This is a genomic window from Streptacidiphilus alkalitolerans (assembly GCF_042511045.1).
Lineage (GTDB): Bacteria > Actinomycetota > Actinomycetes > Streptomycetales > Streptomycetaceae > Streptacidiphilus > Streptacidiphilus alkalitolerans.
This window is the reverse complement of sequence record NZ_JBHEZX010000007.1, coordinates 22,747-39,139: the sequence shown is the minus strand read 5'-3', so window position 1 is coordinate 39,139 and position 16,393 is coordinate 22,747. Positions and strand designations below refer to the sequence as shown.

The 16,393-nt window shown below is 71.7% G+C and carries 19 protein-coding genes; 12 read left to right on the top strand and 7 right to left on the bottom strand.

All coding sequences use genetic code 11. The features are described from left to right. Positions 1-23: 23 nt before the first annotated feature. Positions 24-146: a hypothetical protein gene (locus ACEZDG_RS17465; RefSeq protein ID WP_380509958.1), complete on the bottom strand. Its 123-nt coding sequence runs from the start codon at positions 144-146 to the stop codon at positions 24-26. Between the two features lie 180 nt (positions 147-326). Here ACEZDG_RS17465 and ACEZDG_RS17460 point away from each other — a divergent pair, with 180 nt between their 5' ends. After that, positions 327-869 carry an NUDIX hydrolase gene (locus ACEZDG_RS17460; protein ID WP_380509955.1) on the top strand — a complete coding sequence of 181 codons (543 nt, stop codon included), beginning with the start codon at positions 327-329 and terminating at the stop codon, positions 867-869. Here the strand turns inward: ACEZDG_RS17460 and ACEZDG_RS17455 are convergent. After that, the gene (locus tag ACEZDG_RS17455; RefSeq protein WP_380509952.1) at positions 863-2,242 is read right to left on the bottom strand and encodes a hypothetical protein; all 1,380 of its coding nucleotides are present in this window, start codon (positions 2,240-2,242) and stop codon (positions 863-865) included. The genes ACEZDG_RS17460 and ACEZDG_RS17455 overlap by 7 nt on opposite strands. Positions 2,243-2,506: 264 nt before the next feature. On the opposite strand from ACEZDG_RS17455, the gene ACEZDG_RS17450 reads away from it, so the two are divergent. Together ACEZDG_RS17450 and ACEZDG_RS17445 are read left to right on the top strand one after the other, a co-directional pair. Continuing rightward, entirely contained in the window at positions 2,507-2,728 is a 222-nt protein-coding gene (locus ACEZDG_RS17450) for a hypothetical protein (protein WP_380509949.1), read from the top strand. Beyond that, complete coding sequence (locus tag ACEZDG_RS17445) at positions 2,725-3,324, top strand: hypothetical protein (RefSeq protein ID WP_380509946.1); 600 nt, start codon at positions 2,725-2,727, stop codon at positions 3,322-3,324. Before ACEZDG_RS17450 ends, ACEZDG_RS17445 begins: the two co-directional genes overlap by 4 nt. Positions 3,325-3,489: 165 nt before the next feature. Here the strand turns inward: ACEZDG_RS17445 and ACEZDG_RS17440 are convergent, their stop codons facing one another. Next, the gene (locus ACEZDG_RS17440; protein ID WP_380509943.1) at positions 3,490-4,020 is read right to left on the bottom strand and encodes a phosphohydrolase; all 531 of its coding nucleotides are present in this window, start codon (positions 4,018-4,020) and stop codon (positions 3,490-3,492) included. Between the two features lie 232 nt (positions 4,021-4,252). On the opposite strand from ACEZDG_RS17440, the gene ACEZDG_RS17435 reads away from it, so the two are divergent. The 4 genes from ACEZDG_RS17435 to ACEZDG_RS17420 all read left to right on the top strand — a co-directional run bounded on the left by ACEZDG_RS17435 (position 4,253) and on the right by ACEZDG_RS17420 (position 8,867). Beyond that, a complete protein-coding gene (locus tag ACEZDG_RS17435) occupies positions 4,253-4,840 on the top strand; it encodes a TerD family protein (RefSeq protein WP_380509940.1) in 588 nt (195 codons plus the stop codon). Positions 4,841-5,343: 503 nt separating this feature from the next. Further along, complete coding sequence (locus tag ACEZDG_RS17430; protein ID WP_380509937.1) at positions 5,344-6,996, top strand: TROVE domain-containing protein; 1,653 nt, start codon at positions 5,344-5,346, stop codon at positions 6,994-6,996. A gap of 344 nt (positions 6,997-7,340) precedes the next feature. Beyond that, complete coding sequence (locus tag ACEZDG_RS17425; protein WP_380509934.1) at positions 7,341-7,958, top strand: hypothetical protein; 618 nt, start codon at positions 7,341-7,343, stop codon at positions 7,956-7,958. Between the two features lie 129 nt (positions 7,959-8,087). Beyond that, the gene (locus ACEZDG_RS17420; protein WP_380509931.1) at positions 8,088-8,867 is read left to right on the top strand and encodes a hypothetical protein; all 780 of its coding nucleotides are present in this window, start codon (positions 8,088-8,090) and stop codon (positions 8,865-8,867) included. 407 nt (positions 8,868-9,274) lie between these two features. Here the strand turns inward: ACEZDG_RS17420 and ACEZDG_RS17415 are convergent, their stop codons facing one another. After that, complete coding sequence (locus ACEZDG_RS17415) at positions 9,275-9,451, bottom strand: hypothetical protein (protein ID WP_380509928.1); 177 nt, start codon at positions 9,449-9,451, stop codon at positions 9,275-9,277. Here ACEZDG_RS17415 and ACEZDG_RS17410 point away from each other — a divergent pair. Continuing rightward, on the top strand, positions 9,438-10,211 hold the full coding sequence (locus tag ACEZDG_RS17410; RefSeq protein WP_380509925.1) for an alpha/beta hydrolase family protein: 774 nt from the start codon (positions 9,438-9,440) through the stop codon (positions 10,209-10,211). The genes ACEZDG_RS17415 and ACEZDG_RS17410 overlap by 14 nt on opposite strands. A 58-nt stretch (positions 10,212-10,269) precedes the next feature. On the opposite strand, the gene ACEZDG_RS17405 is transcribed toward ACEZDG_RS17410, so the two are convergent. Next, the gene (locus ACEZDG_RS17405; RefSeq protein WP_380509922.1) at positions 10,270-11,115 is read right to left on the bottom strand and encodes an NAD(P)H-binding protein; all 846 of its coding nucleotides are present in this window, start codon (positions 11,113-11,115) and stop codon (positions 10,270-10,272) included. 95 nt (positions 11,116-11,210) lie between these two features. Here ACEZDG_RS17405 and ACEZDG_RS17400 point away from each other — a divergent pair, with 95 nt between their 5' ends. After that, positions 11,211-12,155 (top strand): helix-turn-helix transcriptional regulator, encoded by a 945-nt coding sequence (locus ACEZDG_RS17400; protein ID WP_380509919.1) that lies wholly within the window; start codon positions 11,211-11,213, stop codon positions 12,153-12,155. Continuing rightward, positions 12,152-12,526 (top strand): hypothetical protein, encoded by a 375-nt coding sequence (locus tag ACEZDG_RS17395; protein WP_380509916.1) that lies wholly within the window; start codon positions 12,152-12,154, stop codon positions 12,524-12,526. Before ACEZDG_RS17400 ends, ACEZDG_RS17395 begins: the two co-directional genes overlap by 4 nt. Before the next feature lie 92 nt (positions 12,527-12,618). Here the strand turns inward: ACEZDG_RS17395 and ACEZDG_RS17390 are convergent, their stop codons facing one another. Next, positions 12,619-13,221: a Clp protease N-terminal domain-containing protein gene (locus ACEZDG_RS17390; RefSeq protein WP_380509913.1), complete on the bottom strand. Its 603-nt coding sequence runs from the start codon at positions 13,219-13,221 to the stop codon at positions 12,619-12,621. Positions 13,222-13,381: 160 nt separating this feature from the next. Here ACEZDG_RS17390 and ACEZDG_RS17385 point away from each other — a divergent pair, with 160 nt between their 5' ends. Further along, the gene (locus ACEZDG_RS17385; RefSeq protein WP_380509910.1) at positions 13,382-14,107 is read left to right on the top strand and encodes an HAD domain-containing protein; all 726 of its coding nucleotides are present in this window, start codon (positions 13,382-13,384) and stop codon (positions 14,105-14,107) included. On the opposite strand, the gene ACEZDG_RS17380 is transcribed toward ACEZDG_RS17385, so the two are convergent. Further along, positions 14,085-14,750, bottom strand: coding sequence for a PadR family transcriptional regulator (locus tag ACEZDG_RS17380; RefSeq protein ID WP_380509907.1), 666 nt, complete (start codon positions 14,748-14,750; stop codon positions 14,085-14,087). The two genes, ACEZDG_RS17385 and ACEZDG_RS17380, sit on opposite strands and share 23 nt — an antisense overlap. 97 nt (positions 14,751-14,847) lie before the next feature. On the opposite strand from ACEZDG_RS17380, the gene ACEZDG_RS17375 reads away from it, so the two are divergent. Beyond that, positions 14,848-16,374, top strand: a complete 1,527-nt coding sequence (locus tag ACEZDG_RS17375; RefSeq protein WP_380509904.1) for a PE-PGRS family protein — start codon at positions 14,848-14,850, stop codon at positions 16,372-16,374. The last annotated feature ends 19 nt before the right edge of the window (positions 16,375-16,393 follow it).

Below are 16,393 nucleotides of genomic sequence, written 5' to 3'. Positions count from 1 at the left end.
GACGCTATCGCAGCCGTCGACACTCAGAGCGGCACGGACAGGGCGGCGTCGATCCGCGCGACGGCATCCCGCGCCGCAGCGGAGCCGTGGTCGGCGAGCTTGAGGCGCAGCGCCACGAAGCGGTCCCGCAGCCGCTGGGACTCCATGCCCGCCGCGAGCTCCAGCCAGCCTCCTCGGCGAAGGCCCGGGCCGGCTGCCAGTCCTCCGGGCCCACGGATCTCGTCGGTCATTGTTCCAGGTGGAGCGGGCCCGAGACGCACACGCCTACCCATGATCTGTCCGTGCCAGGATGTGGCTCCTGTGGCGGACGATCAGGGAGCGGCACCATGGCACAGTGGCACGTCTACGGCAGCAGGACCGTCTACTCCAGCCCCTGGGTCGAGCTCGACCTGGTCGACGTCGAGCCACCGGGCCAACCCCGTTACCAGCACCACCTGATCAAAATGGCACCCGTCGCCGCGACCGTGCTGCTCAGCGACGACCGGGAGGTGCTACTGATGTGGCGACACCGGTTCGCCACCGACACCTGGAACTGGGAGATTCCGTCCGGCATCGTCGAGGCTGGCGAGGCCCTGCCGGAGGCTGCCGCCCGGGAGGTGCTGGAAGAGACCGGGTACCGGGTCGACCCGGGACGCCTGGTGCCACTGGCCTACAACCAGCCCATCGGCGGCATGTCCAACGCCGAGCACACCGTGTTCCTCGCCCGGGATGCGGCCTTCCAGGCGGACCCCGTGGACACCCACGAGGCCGACCGGATCGAATGGACCCCGCTCGACCGGATCCAGGACATGATCGACAGGCGGGAGATCGTCGCCGGGGTCGCCGTCACCGGGCTGCTGCAGCTCCTCGCCCGACCGGGTGCCTACTGAGTCAGCTCGGGCCTGCCAGTGGCGGTGACCAGCTCCCGGAGCTGCCGCACGGCCGGCTGGCGTGCAGCCCGCTGCGGCACGACGGAGATCAGATCGCCACAGCGACTGATGACGATCCCTGTCAGGTGCTGCGGCGGGACAGCACCGAGGATCAATTCGGCCTGCCGGCACGCCATCGTGACCTCGCCGACCCGAAGCAGGCACGTAGCCTGATCGAACGCGATCAGGGCCCGGTCGAGGTGCTCGGTCGGGGCGTAGAGGTTCCATGCGGCGTCGAGAGCGAGCTGGGCGCGCCGGGTGTCACCGAGGACGGTGTACATGCTGCCCTCGTGCCAGCGCAGTTGGCGCTCGGTGTAGCCGTAGGCGGTGTCGCCGATCTGGTCGTCGCCAAGGCGGGCGAACGCGGCCTGGGACAGTTGCATAGCCGCGGCGGCGTCGGCACCCCGGCCCATGCGGGCGAGCGAGCGTGCCTCCAGGCTCGGCGCCCACGCAGCGGTCGCGCAGTTGGTCTTACCTGCGACGACACGAGCGCGCTCGGCCAGCGCGAGGGCTGCCTGCGGGGTCCCGTAGTAGAACGGGATGACGGCCTCGCGGGCATACAGCCAAGCCCGGAGCGCCCGGTCCCCCGTTTCCTCGGCCGCGACCTGCGCGGTCCGAAACCAGGCGCGTGCCTCCCGGTGCTCGCCCAGTGCGACCAGGGCAATCCCGGCCGTCCCGGCGAGCTGGGCTGCCACCCGGCACAGGCGGATCCGGACGTCGGCCGACTGGCGGCGCTCCAGCAGGGCGTGGGTGTCGAGGAAGTCCTGCACCGACTCGGCGAGCAGCGTCGCCGGTGGGCTTACCTGGTAGGCGTACCCGTACTCGACAGCGGTGCGCTCCAACTGGTCCAGGGTGTTCTCGCCTACGGAGGCGCTCTCCAGCGTGTCGGTCATGCTGTGGCGAGCGTCGGCGAGGACGTCGAGGACCGCGCCGCTGATGGCGACTCCGGCGCCGGCGAGGAGGCCGCGGAGTATGTCCCGCCGGTGCGTGGTGCGCCCGGGCGGCGCGGTGGTCTCGCGGGGGCGGCGGCCGATTCGGAATGCGGGTGCCGGGGTGGGTCCGTCGTCCGCGCTGGTCGAGTAGTCGGAGCCGAACCCGAGCCGGTCGGGGCGGGTAGCGTACAGGCGGCACAGCCGGTCCAGGTTCGTGGAACTCGGGGTGCTGCGGCCGGTCTCGAACATCGACAGCTGCTGCGGGGAGAGCTTCGCCTCGGAGATGCCGGCCCGGGCGCAGACCCTCAGGTACTCGGTGACCGCGGTGTCGAGGGTCCAGTCGTGCGCGAGGCGCTGCGCGAGCAGGAGCGGGACGTCGCACTGGGTGTGGATGGCGTACACGAGCTCCCAGTGTGTCCACCCACGGACGGCGGCATCGCTGCGGAGACGGGCTGCCGCGGCTTTCCTGGGGTCGGTGCGAGGCATGGAGCGCTCCGGGCGTCGGCGGGTGGTTCCACGGTACGACGCAGAGCCCGCAGGCCGACGGCAGTTGGTGCTTCCGGTATATGACGGGACGCCAGCACCTCATATCCAGGCTATGAGATGGGCCGTTCTCATAGACAGGCTGCAATTGCCACCGCCAGCAGCCCGGTCCACTCTCGGATCATGACCGAGACCCAGCCGGCACCCCCGGCGCCTGCTGACATGCCGCCCGTGAGTGCCAACACGTACTCCCGCGAGCAGCTCCACGAGAAGGCCTGCATCATCTGTGGTGATGCCGCCGGTGAGCTGGTCCCGGCCGGCCACGTCAAGGTCGACATCGGCGACGGTACCCACCTGACGTGGCCCGTCGCCGCGCACCCCGGGCACGCGGGCGGCCGGTCATGATTGACACGGCCGCGCTGCTGTCGCCGAGCTGGCTGATCCCGCCCGGGGCGGAACAGCAGCAGGGTGAGCATCTCACTGCACTGCTGCCCACCGGAGTCCTGTGGGACGCGGTCCGCACCCGGCTCGCCCCGGGCGTGGTCCTCCTCGATCAGTTCCTCACACGGCCCGAGGACCGCGACCGGCTCGGCCCGGTCCTGCAGGACCTGCGCGGCGGCTGGCTGTACTGGCTCATAGCCCCCGGCTCCTCCGACACCTGGCCCCGCGGCACCGAACTCCTGAGCACCGGAGGCTGGCTGCGCGTGCCGGCGTCGGAGAGGAACACCGGCCGGGAGGCGTCGTGGGCGTACCTTCCCAGCATCAGGCGCCTGACCGGGGCCGCATGGCTCGCAACCGCCCTGTGGGAACAGCACCGGGCAGGCGAGAGGGCCTGCGACTACTGCGACGAGCCCACCGAGGGCCGCGTCGTCGCCGCCCGCCCCAAGGACTGCTCCAGCCCGCGCGCCGCCCTGGACCACGACGCCTGCTACGGGCTGCTGATCGGAGCCATGGAGATCACCCAGGCTGCGATGGCCGGACTCGCCGGGAGCGCCGAGTGATCCCTGACCTCCTGCCGACGGGCACGACGAAGACTGGCTACTGCGGCGGATGCGACACGTACACGGTCGGGGCACGGGTCGTTGCCGAGGTTCACGGCGACACTGGCTGGGGCGGCACCGTCCTGCGCTGCCCGGCCTGTGACGTCAAGGCGGCGATGAGCCGAGTCACCGGCTCATCGCCGCCGTCAGTTCGGTGAGCAGGGACGGGTTGACGATGCGGAGGATCGCTCGGACGTCCTCGTGGGGTACGGAGGGCCAGAGCACGGAACGGGCGTGCCGGTACTTCTCCGCGAGCCGCAGGCGCTGCTCCGGTAGGAGCTGGGCGGCGCGGTCGGGGAGGCTGTTGTGGGCGTTGTCGCTGACCTTCAGCAGGGTCGCGGAGTAGTCCGCGCGGATGCCGTCCAGCATGTCCTCGTAGGCGACGCCCTCGCGGTTGGTGACCTTGCGGACCAGCGTGACCACGCTGAACGGCACACCCGCCGCGCGCAGCAGCTCCGGTGTCAGCGTGGTGTCCTCCAGCGTGTCGTGGAGCAGTCCGGCCATCTGCAGCCCGACACCGAACGGAGCGAGCCCGGCCGAGACCGCGCGGACGTGGTTGACGTAGGGGACGCCGATCTTGTCGAACTGGCCGGCGTGGGCCCGCGCCGCCAGCGCGTCGACGTCCGCGAGGGTGAGGGCGGGGGCAGGACTCGGCATGGGGTGGTCCCTTCTCCGGTAGGCGCTCCTCGTGGACTCTAGCCATGGCCGACCGCGCCGAGGTGGCCTGCGAACCATCGCAACCGGGACCCCGTACGTCGCCGTCACAACAGGCACGGCATGATGTCCGCACCTCGTCAGTCACACGGACCAGGGAACGGAACGACTGCCGTCCGCTGTCGTGCTCCACAATTCCATAACTCCAGAACTCAAGAGAAAAGGACAAGAACACATGCCCACCCTCACCAAGGGCGACGGACCCAACGACCTCACTGGTGTCACCACCCTCGGCATGGGCTTGTCCTGGGACGCCACCGGCGGCGCCAGCGGCGGCCTGCTCGGCCGGGCCAAGCGCAAGAAGGGCGTGGACCTGGACGCCTTCGGCATCCTCCTCGACGCCGACCGCCAGCCCGTGCGCTACGTCGGCCTGGACGTCACCGACGCCATGGACGACGGCAGCGTCACCAGCACCGGCGACAACCAGACCGGCAAGGGCGACGGCGACGACGAGTTCATCCGCATGGAACTCAACCGGATACCCAGCCACATCACCGCGGTGCTGATCACCATCGCGGCGTTCAAGAAGGGCACCTCCTTCGAGAAGGCCGCGAAGGTCAGCTGCAAGGTCTACGACGGCACCGGCGGCACGATGGACGTCGTCGCCGACATCTGGCCGAGCCTGCTGGGCACGGGCAACGCGATCGCGGTCGCCAAGGCCGTGCGCGCGGGGACGTCGTGGACGCTGGAGGTGGTCAACGCCCGTGGGAACGTCGAGCAGGGCAACATCCAGGCGCTGCTTCGCTTCGCGGTCAACCACTGACGCTGACGGTCTGTTGACGGAAGGTCGTCGCTGCGCCCGAATAAATGCCGGGCCCAGCACCGCCGCCGCTGTATATGCTCGGGTCGTCCAGGTGCGCAGGCCACGGATACTTCCCTTCTGATGGACGAGGTCCGGGTGCAAGTCCCGGCCGCTGAGCTCGATCAGCGGTGGCGTAACAGCAGCGCGCGCGTTTCCGTAGTCGACCTTGATCTCTGGACACACAACTTCACAGCACCTCCCGGTGCGAAGGCCGCGGTTACTTCTTTTGGCAGAAACGCCTACTGGCGTGCGGGGATCGAACCCCGCAGGACCGCAGCCGACACTGATCTCGGGAGGACATGCATCGGGGTGCCCGGTGCGCAGGCCACGGATACTTCTTGGAGTCGTCCCGGTGCGAGGCTCCGCCTTGCCCCGGTCACGGCAGTGAAGAGACCCGTTCCGTTGCCGACTTCGATCTCGGGCACCCACCGCATCGTCTTCCCCTCCCACGCGAGGGGTTCTCCATGTCCCGTTTCAACACCCGTACGGCCAAGCCGACCGCGCTCTCGCCCGTGACCAGCACGGGACGGACCACCGTCACCCACGAGGGCGGCACCGGTCACCTCCGCAGCGCCAAGTCCGAGCTCTTCCTGCTCGCCGTCGCCAACTTCGTCGGCCAGGACGCCTTCTACGAGACCGGCGGCGCCCGCGACGACCGCTTCACCCAGCTCGTCCACACCCTCGCCGTACAGGACCCCGCATGGACCGCCGGCCTGCTCGGCTGGCTCCGCGGCGACGGGAACATGCGCACCGCCTCCATCGTCGGGGCGGCCGAGTTCGTCAAGGCACGCCTCGCCGCCGGCGGGCCGGACCCCTCCGACGCAACAGCCGGGCTGAACCGCAAGGTCATCGCCTCCGTGCTGCAGCGCCCCGACGAGCCCGGCGAGCTGCTCGCGTACTGGACCTCGCGCTACGGCCGCAACCTGCCCAAGCCGGTGAAGCGCGGGGTCGCGGACGCCGTCCAGCGCCTGTACGACAGCAAGGCGCTGCTGAAGTACGACACCGATTCCAAGGGCTACCGCTTCGGCGACGTCCTCGAACTCGTGCACCCCTCCCCCGCCGCGGACAAGCCCTGGCAGGGCGACCTGTTCAAGCACGCCATCGACCGGCGCCACGGACGCGACACCGAGATCCCCGCACGCCTCGGCCCGGTCCGGGCCCACGCGCTGCTCATGGCCGTGCCCGTCGCGGAGCGCCGTGCCGTGCTGCTCGGCGGGGGCTCCACCGAGCAGGACAACCTGTTCCGTGCCTCCAAGCTCACCTGGGAGGCCCTCGCCGGCTGGCTCCAGGGGCCGATGGACAAGGACGCCTGGGAGACCGTGATCCCGAACATGGGCTACACGGCTCTGCTCCGCAACCTGCGCAACTTCGACCAGGCCGGGGTGTCCGACACCGTCGCCGAGCAGGTGGCCGCGCGCCTCGGCAACCCGGAACAGGTCGCCCGCTCGCGGCAGTTGCCCATGCGGTTCTACTCCGCGTACAACGCCGCGCCGTCGCTGCGCTGGGGTTGGGCGCTGGAGAAGGCCCTGACCGCGTCGCTGGCGAACATCCCGAAGCTGACCGGCCGTAGCCTGATCCTGGTCGACACCAGCTCCTCGATGAGCGCCGGGTTCTCCAAGGACGGTACCCTGATGCGCTGGGACGCCGCCGCGCTGTTCGGGATCGCCCTCGGCCGGCGCTGCGCGACCGCGGACGTCGTGTCGTTCTCCTCCGCCAAGTACTACCGGAACGACCGGCCCGGCGCGAAGGTCAAGGACTTCCCCCTCGCCGCCGGCCGATCGCTGCTCACGGACGTCAAGCAGTGGAAGGACGGAGGCTGGTTCCTCGGCGGCGGCACCGACACCGCCGCGGCGCTGCGGGCCACGTTCAAGGGCCACGACCGGGTCGTCATCGTCACCGACGAGCAGGCCGGCGCCGATCCCGTCGGCATCAGCAACTCGATCCCGGAGACCGTGCCGATGTACACCTGGAACCTGGCCGGCTACCAGGCCGGCCACGCGCCCTCCGGAAGCCGTAACCGGCACGTCTTCGGTGGCCTGGGCGACTCCGCGTTCCGCATGATCCCGATGCTGGAGCGTGGCGTGTCGGCGAAGTGGCCCTGGGAGCAGATCGGCTGACCGACCGTCACAGCCCAACCGAGGCGACCGCAAAACCCTTCGCACCGACTCCGGGCCGTTCGTAGGATCGACACCGCACACCAGGTGCTGCCAGGACGCGGGCTGTGCCAGAGCGGCCCAATGGATCCGGTCGGCGAAGGGAAACTCGTCGGCCGGCGTCCGTCGCCACCGGACATCGGACACCACCGTGTCCCTGCCGTCGCACGCTTCACAGCAATCAGGTCAACTCCTTTCCCCTTGAGCCGAATTGGCCCATTTCTGTTCCCAGTCGACACACTGCCGGATAGCGTGCTGCACGACCGCGGGCCAACCGGGGCCCGCATCAGCTCATCAGGGGGGAACCTGTGCTGACGATCGATGGAACAGCATCCACTGCACTCAAGGAGGACGCGGGCAAGTTCGTCAGGGCCGTCGCGTCCGTCGACCAGACCGTGAACAGCATCGTGACGGTCCAGGACATCCGGCTCCTCGTCCTCGTCGAGAAGGTCAAGGCAGCGGCAACGTCGTCGTCCGAGGAGTCGGACGCGGACGACCAGGAGACGCTGGTCGAGTGGAAGCAGCCGAACACCCGCATCACCGTCATCATGCCGGTCGACGCCCTGGGCAGCGGGCTGCACAGCGGTCTGCTGCACGAGCTGATCCTGCACGCGGCCCCAGCGGCCCGGACCCACCTCACGGCCAGGGCCCGGCAGGCCGCACCGGTGTTCCCGGTGACGGACGCCGCCATCCTGGCCCAGGAGGCGCAGGAACACGCGGACCAGGCGTTGTGGCAGCGGATGGCAGACATCGCAGTGCTGCTGAACGACGAGCAGTTGCTCTCCCGGTCGATCATCGACGCCGGAAACCACGGCAAGCCCCTCGCCCGGAGGGTCGTCCAGGCCCTGCTGGCCAAGCAGAGCATCACCCAGGACTACTCGGTTGACCTGAACAAGGAGATCAACCTCATCCCGGACGTCGTCTAGCGGCGCTGACCCGCCGTCAGCAACGGCCGCGCTGCCTGGCTACCGTCCCGTACCTCCGCGCCGGCGGCCGGACGAGGTCTACCGTTGTGGCATGACCGCATTCCAGTTGCAGAAGAAAGGGCCTGCACTGTGACGCGCTACATGTACGACGCGGTGGACCCGTCCGGCATCCCGGCCGGGGCGACCCTGGTCGCGGGTTATGTGAACGGGCGCTACGCCAACATCCCCGGGCTGAAGGCCCGGTTCCCGCACGCCGTGGTCGTCGGCATCGCGGTGACGGCCGGCTTCAACGGCGGCACCGTACTGGACGTCGAGGCCGGCGACGCGACCCCGGCGCAGGCCCCGGGCTGGGTGAAGCTGCGCCGCGCCGCCGGAGTCGACCCCACGGTGTACTGCAACACCAGTACCTGGCCCGCGGTTCGGGCCGCGTTCGCCGCCGCGGACGTGGCCCCGCCGCACTACTGGATCGCGCACTTCGGCGTCGCCGCGGTCATCCCGGCCGGGGCGATCGCCCTCCAGTACAAGAACACAGCCCAGTACGACGAGTCGGTGGTGGCGGCGTACTGGCCGGGCGTGGATCCCAAGCCGGTCCCGACCAAGCCGAAGGTGTCGCTGAAGAACGTGATCGCGGCGGCGAAGGCCGACCCGGCCGCGGCGCAGGGCCACACCACCCACCCGTCCGACGTCCGCCCGGTCGAGCAGGCCCTCAAGGCAGAGGGCTATCTGGCGGCGCAGTACGCAGCCGACGGCTCCTTCGGCTCACTGACCGTCGAGGCGTACGCGAAGTGGCAGAAGGCCTACAGCGCCGCCCACCACCTGGGCTGGACCGGCGCCGACGTCAACGGCATCCCGGGCAGGACCTCCCTCACCGCCCTCGGCGCAAAGCACAATTTCACCGTCATCGCCTAGCCTGTCCCCGCTGCAGGCTCGTTGACGCGGAGGGAATCACCATGGCGACCGGAGCTGTTCCCACGGCCCTGAGCGTGCTCGACAGGGCGCGGGCGGGGCGCTTCGCGGAGATTCGCGAGATGTTCGTGCCGCAGCTTCGGGGCCTGGTGTCGGCCGAGGCGCTCCAGGGCGCGTGGACCGCCGAGCTCGACCGCAACGGCCCGCTGCGATCCGCCGGAACGCCGGTGAGCGAGCCCTCGGAGGTCGGAGCGGCCGTGGTGAAGATCCCTCTGGTATTCGAGCACGGGGAGCTGACGCTGATCGTCGGAGTGGACGGCCAGGACCGGCTGACCGGTCTTCAGCTCGCCCCCGCAGCGGCGGCCGAGCCCGTGCGGCCGTGGCAGCCACCGCCCTACGCGGACCCGGAGTCATTCGACGAGCAGGACGTGACCGTCGGCTCCGGCCCGCTCGCGGTGCCCGCTGCCGCGGGGATCGGCCGAGCCGCGCCACTCGGCCGGGCCGCTGCCGCTGCCGCTGCTGCCCGCGATCGTGCTGCTCGCGGGTTCGGGGCCGGCCGACCGCGACGGGACGATGGGGCGAAACAAGCACCTCAAGGACCTCGCCTGGGGCCTGGCCGACCGCGGCACGGCGGTCCTGCGCTTCGACAAGGTCACCTACGCCCATCCCGCCGAGGTCGAGAACGAGCCCGACTTCACCCTCACCGACGAGTACGTCCACCACGCCGTCGCGGCCGTCCAGTTGCTCCGCCGGCACCCGTCCGTCGACGCCGACCGGGTCTTTGTGCTCGGCCACAGCCAGGGCGGCACGGTCGCGCCCCGGGTGGCGGCGGCCGAGGCCGGTGTCGCCGGGCTGGTCATCCTGGCGGGCGGGGCGCAGCCGCTGCACTGGGCCGCCGTCCGGCAGATCCGCTACCTCGGTTCGCTCAACCCGGGCCAGGCCGCCGCGGCCCGCCCCGCCGTCGAAGCCTTCACCAGGCTGGCGGAGGCGGTCGACAGCCCCGACCTCTCCCCGTCCACGCCGAGGAGCGAACTGCCCTTCGGCGTTGCCGCCCCCTACTGGCTCGATCTGCGCGGCTACGACCCGGTGGCGACCGCAGCCGCGTCGGGCAGGCCGATGCTGATCCTCCAGGGCGGCCGCGACTACCAGGCCACCGTCGCCGACGACCTCGCGCTGTGGCGGGCCGGCCTGGCCCAGCGCCCGGATGTGACGATCCGTGTGCACGACGCCGACAACCATCTCTTCTTCCCCGGCGCGGGCCCCTCGTCACCGGCCGAGTACGAGCCCGCCCAGCATCTGGACCCCGCGGTCGTCGCCGACATCGCCGCCTGGGTCGCCGCCCACTGACCCACCCGACGGGGCGGGGCAGGGCAGGACAGGGCAGGACAGCCGCGGGCGCCACGGCCTACGCCGCGGAGCGGCCGAAGTCCGCGGTGTGGTCCGCGGCCCAGGTCGCGAAGCTGCGGGCCGGGTGCCCGGTCACCTCGCGGACGGTGTCGGTGACGGGGGCCGGGCGGTCGACCAGGGCGGCGATCCGCCGGATCCGGGCCTCCACGATCTCCGGCGGCCAACGGCTCAGCGCCCTGCGGTAGTCGTCCAGGCTCTGCGGCTCGATCCGGAGCGGTCGGCCGATCGCCTCGGCGAGCAGCTCGACGTGGCGCCGGCCGGTCAGCGACTCCGGCCCGGTCAGCGTGTGGGCCTTGCCGTGGTGGCCCGGCTCGGTCAGGGCGTGCAGCGCCACCGCCGCGATGTCGGCCTCGTGGATCAGGGACGAGTGCGAGTCGGGGAACGCCTCGTGCACCACGCCGTGGGTGCGGACGGTGTCGGCCCACAGCAGCCGGTTGGTGGCGAACCCGCCGGGCCGCAGGAAGGTCCACGGGATCCCGGAGCGGGCGACCGTCTGCTCCGCCTCGCCGTGCGCGCGGGTGATGGCGTCCTCCGAGGCGGGATCGGCGCCGGCGGCGGACAGCAGCACGATGTGCGCGACCCCGGCTGCCTGCGCCTCCGTCACAAAACCCCGCAGTCCGCGCTGTTCGGCGTAGAGGAACACCTTGGCGGCTCCGGTGAGCGCCGGCCCCAGGGTCGCCGGTTCGGCCAGGTCCGCCCGGACCAGCTCCACCCCGACCGGCAACCGGACGGCCTCCGGGACGCGTCCGGCCGCGCGGACCTTGACCTCGGGGTCGGCGGCGAGCAGCTGCTGAACGAGGCTGCGTGCGACGTGGCCGCGCGCCCCGGTAACCAGAATCGTCATGCCGTTCAGTCTCTGCGGGCGGCGACGCCGCCGGGTAGGCACCGCCGGGCCTGGGACTGGTTGTACCAGGCCGCCCGAGTGCCACCATGGGCGTCATGACGATGGCGGGTACAGGTGGCGCGAGCGCGAGCGGCGCGGGTGGGGACAGGGCGGGTGGGGACAGGGCTGGCGCGAGCAGGGCGGAACTGGGCGGCTTCCTGCGCAGTCGGCGGGCCCGGATCCAACCGGCCGAGGTCGGCCTGCCGCCCGGTCGTCGGCGCCAGACGCCGGGGCTGCGCCGTGAGGAACTCGCCCTGTTGGCGGGGATCTCGGTCGACTACTACATCCGGCTGGAGCAGGGCCGTGGGCCGCACCCCTCCGAGCAGGTGGTCAATGCGCTGGGCCGCGCCCTGCGGTTGACCGGCGACGAGCACGACTACCTGCTGCGGCTCGCCGACCAGCCGCCCGCGCCCGTCGACCCGGCCCGCGAGGTGCCCGCGAACGTCCTGCGGCTGCTGGAGCGGCTCGACGGATTCCCGGCCATGGTGATCAACGCCTGTTTCGACGTGCTCGCCTGGAACCGGATGCTGGTCGCGCTGATCGGCGACCTGTCCGAGGTGCCGTTCCGTCAGCGCAACCGGCTGCGGCGGGTGTTCAGCGGTGCGAATGCCGCCGCTTCCGGTAACACTCTCGAACTCGCCCGTCAGTGCGTGGCCGACCTGCGGGCCGGCGGGCGCTATCCCGGCGACCCCGAGGTGCGGCGGCTCGTCGACGAACTGTCCGCCGACAGCCCGCTGTTCGCCGAGCTGTGGGCGAGCCGTGAGGTCGAGGTCCGACGGTCCGTCACCAAGCGGACGGTCCACCCGCTGGTCGGCGAGCTGGAACTCGACTGCGAGATCCTCACCGTCCCCGGCCACGACCAGCGCCTGCTGCTCTACACTGCCGCGCCAGGGACCACGTCCCACCAGGCCCTCGACCGTCTGCGGGCATCCGCCCTCCGGGCGGTCCGTCCCTCCCTCCCGACCCGTCCGGCGCGTACGACTCTGGAGTCGACCCCTTGACCACACCCGCCAGGCCGCCCGCCGCCCCGGCCACCGTCGACTCCGTCCGCGCGAGGTTCGACCAAGCGCAGAGCGCCGAGGCCGACACGTTCACCCGTGCCGAGGTCGGCGCACTCCTCGGCGAGATCGACCGGCTCAACGCCCTGCTGTCCGGGGGCATCACCGAGTACGCCGTCCAGGCGCACATCGACGACCGGCCCGGCACCACGGAGGAGTACGGCACCGAGCGCGAGGCGCTGCTGATCCGCCTGGAGCAGCACCGTGACCAGCGGCTTCCCGGCTATCGGCTGACCGTCCTCACCCGCCGGACCGTGCGCACCCCCTGGGCCGAGACCACCGACCCCGACCTGCGCGCCGCCCTCGGCGACTGACGCCCCACCCCCGCCACGCCACTCCCCCGCCCCGCTCCCGCCGCCCCTACCCCCGCTCCCCCGTCACCCCCTGCCGCCCCTGCCCCACCGCGCTACCTGCCTACGCCCGCCCCGTCGTCATCCGCCCCGTCCTCGTCCGCCCCGTCCTCGTCCTGCTCCGCCGCGCGGCCCGCCGCGGCGCGCACCCGGGCGACCGTGCCCTGCAGCTCGACGCCGGCGCCGAGCAGCATCGCGGCGGCCCGGCACTCGCTGTCGGAGACCAGCTCGGCCAGCAGGTCCAGCACGTCCGGCTCACCGCGGTCGCGTATCAGCGCGGCCAGTGCCGCGCGCTCCAGCGCAGCCGCCGCGGAGCGGCTCCACCCCGGGGGTGCCAGGGGCGCGGACAGGCGCGGACGTATCGCGTTCGCGCCCTCGCCCGGGCGCCAGTCGCGGCCGAAACCGATGCTGCGCTGGGCCAGGTAGCCCATCAACCGGGTTGCCTGGGTCGGGAGTTGCGTGACCAGGCCGAGCGCACGCTCGTCCGACTCCAGCAGCGCGTGCAGCAGGTGCCCGGTGTCGATCTCGGTGTCGCCCGCGCGGACAGCTCTGCGCCGGGCCCTGGCCGCTATCGGCTCCAGGGCGCCCATCTGTTCCAGGCGTTCGTTCTCGACCGTCGAAGGATGGGCCGAGGGACTGCCGAAGAGATTCAGTGACACGTGATCCACCACATCGTCAGGGACGGGGTAGGGGCGGCACGGCCACAACGGCCCGCTGCCAACCGGAAGTCTGCTGCGAAGCGTGACCACCAGTCAACCCACAGATACGATCTACTCATTGTCCTCACCGGCTGTGGTGCACCCCTCACGTTACGCCGCCATGGGGCGAGCCGCTCCCACCGGGAACGATGCGCATCACTCTCGCCATGATTCGCCACGGGGCGCGCAGTCGCGCTACCCGGCGCGCACGCCACTCCCGCGCCCCCGATACCGTGCAACCAGTCGGCACCGCGGCTCGTCCGACACCACAGCAGGACGCACCTGCCCCCGCCCGCCGCCCCCGGAGCCCTCCATCGACCTCCTCCCCGGCACCGCAGCTACCGCCGCCGCACCGTTCGGCGGACAGCTCGCCAAGCCGCTGCTCTACCTCGACATCGACGGGGTGCTCAACCCGGTCTGCCCGCGTCCCGCGGCCGAGTTCACCGCCCATCGGATACACGGCTCCACCGTGCTGATGTCGGTACGCCACGGCCACTGGCTGCGCGAGCTCTCCGCGGTCTACCAGCTGGTCTGGGCCAGCACCTGGGAGGCACAGGCCAATCTGTGCATCGCCCCGCTGCTCGACCTGCCCGCGCTGCCCTTCGTCCCGGTCGGGCGCCACGCGGGGCAGCCCACCGGCGACTGGGCGCCGATCCTGCGGCACGCGGCCGGACGGCCGTTCGCCTGGCTCGACGACCTGATCCCGGACGCGCTCCGGCTCAGCTGCGCCGCCCGGGTCGACCGGCTGCTCATGCCGGTCGACCCCGGGCAGGGACTGCGCCGAAGCCATGTGGACCGGTTGCTGCGCCGACCCCCGGTCCGGCTCAGCTTTCCTCGGCGAGGATGAGGTAGATCCGCTTCCTCGCGTCGGCGAGCACGGCCAGCGCCTTGGCCCGCTGGTCCGGCGTGCCGGTGATGACGACCTGGCGCAGCGCGTCCCGGACCGCCCCCTCGGCCTGGCCGAACTCCCTGACGGTCTGCCAGTGCTCGCCCTGCCCGGCCTCCTCCCACGGAGCCTCCGGGCCGGCCTCGGCCTCGGCCCGGCCGCTGTCGGTGAGCTTGAACAGCCGCTTGCCGCCGTCCTCCTCACTGCTGACCAGGCCTTCCTCCTCCAGCATCTGGAGGGTGGGGTAGACCGAGCCGGGGCTGGGCCGCCAGCTGCCGCCCGAACGCTCGGCGATCTCACGGATCATCTCGTAGCCGTGCATCGGCCGGTCCTTGAGCAGGGCCAGCAGCGAGGCCCGCACGTCACCGCGCCGCGCCCGACCGCCGTGCCGCCCGCCCCGGCCGCCGGGTCCGCCCCGGAACGGGCCGAAGCCAGGACCGAACGGTCCGCCGGGACCGCCGAACCCGGGCTGCGGCGGCCCGAAGCCGCCGAAAGCCTCCCGGAACTCCGCCCGCGGCCCACGGCTCCGATGGCCGCGCTCCCCTCGTTCGCCCCGACCGGAACGGCCGGGCTGTGCGGGGTCAAAAGGTACTCCTGAACGCATGATCTTCGTTCCTTCCATGAACGACTGTCTCGATGCCTCAACGATATATCGGAAGCACTCACTCGGCAAGCGCCATTCCTGCCGCTAGCGTGTGCGGATGTCGATGCGGGGAGCAGGGGAGTGGGAGGACAGCGGCTGGGCCGGGCTGTTCGTGGGGATCGAGGAGCTGGCCGTACTGCCGTCGATGCGGCGGGCGTGGCTGCACGGGCTGAGCCACATCGCCCCGGCGGACGAGCTGGTGCGGCTGGTGGGCGTGGTCAACGGGCTGGCAGGGCTGGAGCTGCCAGCCACGGTCGTCGACGCGGCCATCGCGCATCCCGATCGCCGGGTCCGCCTGCAACTCGCCGAACTCCAGCGGGATATGAGCGTTGATCAGTGGACCCGCCTGATCGCCGCCGAACCCGGTGGCCGCTATCGCCGACGATTCCAGGCACTGGCTGTCTGGCACTGCCCCAAGGCGACCGAGGCCGAGTTCGAACGCTGGGCCGGCGACCCCGATCCGCGGATCCGCCTGCGCGCCCTGTGGTTCCGGGGCCTACCGGTACGGCTGGCCGTGGCGCTGGCCGCCGATGTCGATCCGGAGGTGCGCGCGGAGGCCTGCGGATACTCCTGGCCCCAGCTGGACCCGGCCCGACGGGCGGCACTGCTCGACGATCCCTCGCCGCAGGTACAGGAGACCGCGCGCCGGCTGGCTGCCCTCGACCGGCCGATGACACAGCCGGAGTTCGACGCCCTGCACTCTACGGAGCAGTGGCGTGCGGCACGCTCCCAGCTGCTCGAACACACCCTCGCCGACCACCTGCTCCACCATCCGGAGCGCAGTCTGCGCCGCACCCTTGCCCGGAACAGCCGCCTGGACACCGGCCTGATCACCGCCCTGGCCCAGGACAGCGACCCCCAGGTGCGGCTGGCCGTCGCCGTCCGCCCCGACGCCACCGAGCCGTTGCGCACCGCAATCACCGCAAGCCTGCCTCCGGACACCACCCACTTCCGCGTGGCCTGGGTCGAGGAGCTCCACGACGACCCCGAAGCGATGCGCCGCCTGGCCGGCTCCGCGAGTGCGGCCATCCGGTGCAGCGTCGCCCGCGCCCGCCGGCTTCCCCACGACGTCGTGGACCGCCTCGCCCGCGACCCCAACCGCCAGGTGCGGTCGACCGTCGCCCAGTGCTGCGAAGAAGCCCCCGCCGAGCTGCTGTTGGAGGTCGCGCTGCGGCGGCAGGACGCCATTCTCGCGCTCTCCCATCCGAACTTCCCCCGCCACACCCTGCTCCGGTTCGCCGACGACCCGGACCCCTGGCGGCGCCGGTTGGCGCTGGACGCCCCCGACTCCACCAGCGACCTCACCGAGCGCTTCGCCGACGACCCGCACGAACTGGTCCGGGCACGCGCCGCAGCCGACCCCCGGCTCTCGCCCGCCACCGTGCTGCGCCTGCTCGACTCCGCCCCCGGGATCCGCCGGGCAGCGATCAGAAATCCGCGACTGCCCGTCCCCGCCCTCGTCCGCCTGCTCCGCGATCCGGACACCGCCGAGGCCGCAGCCGGCAACCCCGCACTGCCCGTGGCGGTCATCCATCGGCTGATTGACCTGGCCTGCCCCGACGTCATCCACATCGAGGAGAGTTGAACACGTTCAAGTTCTCTGG

Excerpts from the sequence above, each read along its gene's own strand:
- ACEZDG_RS17465 (WP_380509958.1), bottom strand. The coding sequence starts at position 146 with ATGGAGTCCCAGCGGCTGCGGGACCGCTTCGTGGCGCTGCGCCTCAAG.
- ACEZDG_RS17460 (WP_380509955.1), top strand. The coding sequence starts at position 327 with ATGGCACAGTGGCACGTCTACGGCAGCAGGACCGTCTACTCCAGCCCC.
- ACEZDG_RS17450 (WP_380509949.1), top strand. The coding sequence starts at position 2,507 with ATGACCGAGACCCAGCCGGCACCCCCGGCGCCTGCTGACATGCCGCCC.
- ACEZDG_RS17445 (WP_380509946.1), top strand. The coding sequence starts at position 2,725 with ATGATTGACACGGCCGCGCTGCTGTCGCCGAGCTGGCTGATCCCGCCC.
- ACEZDG_RS17440 (WP_380509943.1), bottom strand. The coding sequence starts at position 4,020 with ATGCCGAGTCCTGCCCCCGCCCTCACCCTCGCGGACGTCGACGCGCTG.
- ACEZDG_RS17435 (WP_380509940.1), top strand. The coding sequence starts at position 4,253 with ATGCCCACCCTCACCAAGGGCGACGGACCCAACGACCTCACTGGTGTC.
- ACEZDG_RS17430 (WP_380509937.1), top strand. The coding sequence starts at position 5,344 with ATGTCCCGTTTCAACACCCGTACGGCCAAGCCGACCGCGCTCTCGCCC.
- ACEZDG_RS17410 (WP_380509925.1), top strand. The coding sequence starts at position 9,438 with ATGGGGCGAAACAAGCACCTCAAGGACCTCGCCTGGGGCCTGGCCGAC.
- ACEZDG_RS17405 (WP_380509922.1), bottom strand. The coding sequence starts at position 11,115 with ATGACGATTCTGGTTACCGGGGCGCGCGGCCACGTCGCACGCAGCCTC.
- ACEZDG_RS17400 (WP_380509919.1), top strand. The coding sequence starts at position 11,211 with ATGACGATGGCGGGTACAGGTGGCGCGAGCGCGAGCGGCGCGGGTGGG.
- ACEZDG_RS17385 (WP_380509910.1), top strand. The coding sequence starts at position 13,382 with ATGGGGCGAGCCGCTCCCACCGGGAACGATGCGCATCACTCTCGCCAT.
- ACEZDG_RS17380 (WP_380509907.1), bottom strand. The coding sequence starts at position 14,750 with ATGCGTTCAGGAGTACCTTTTGACCCCGCACAGCCCGGCCGTTCCGGT.
- ACEZDG_RS17375 (WP_380509904.1), top strand. The coding sequence starts at position 14,848 with ATGTCGATGCGGGGAGCAGGGGAGTGGGAGGACAGCGGCTGGGCCGGG.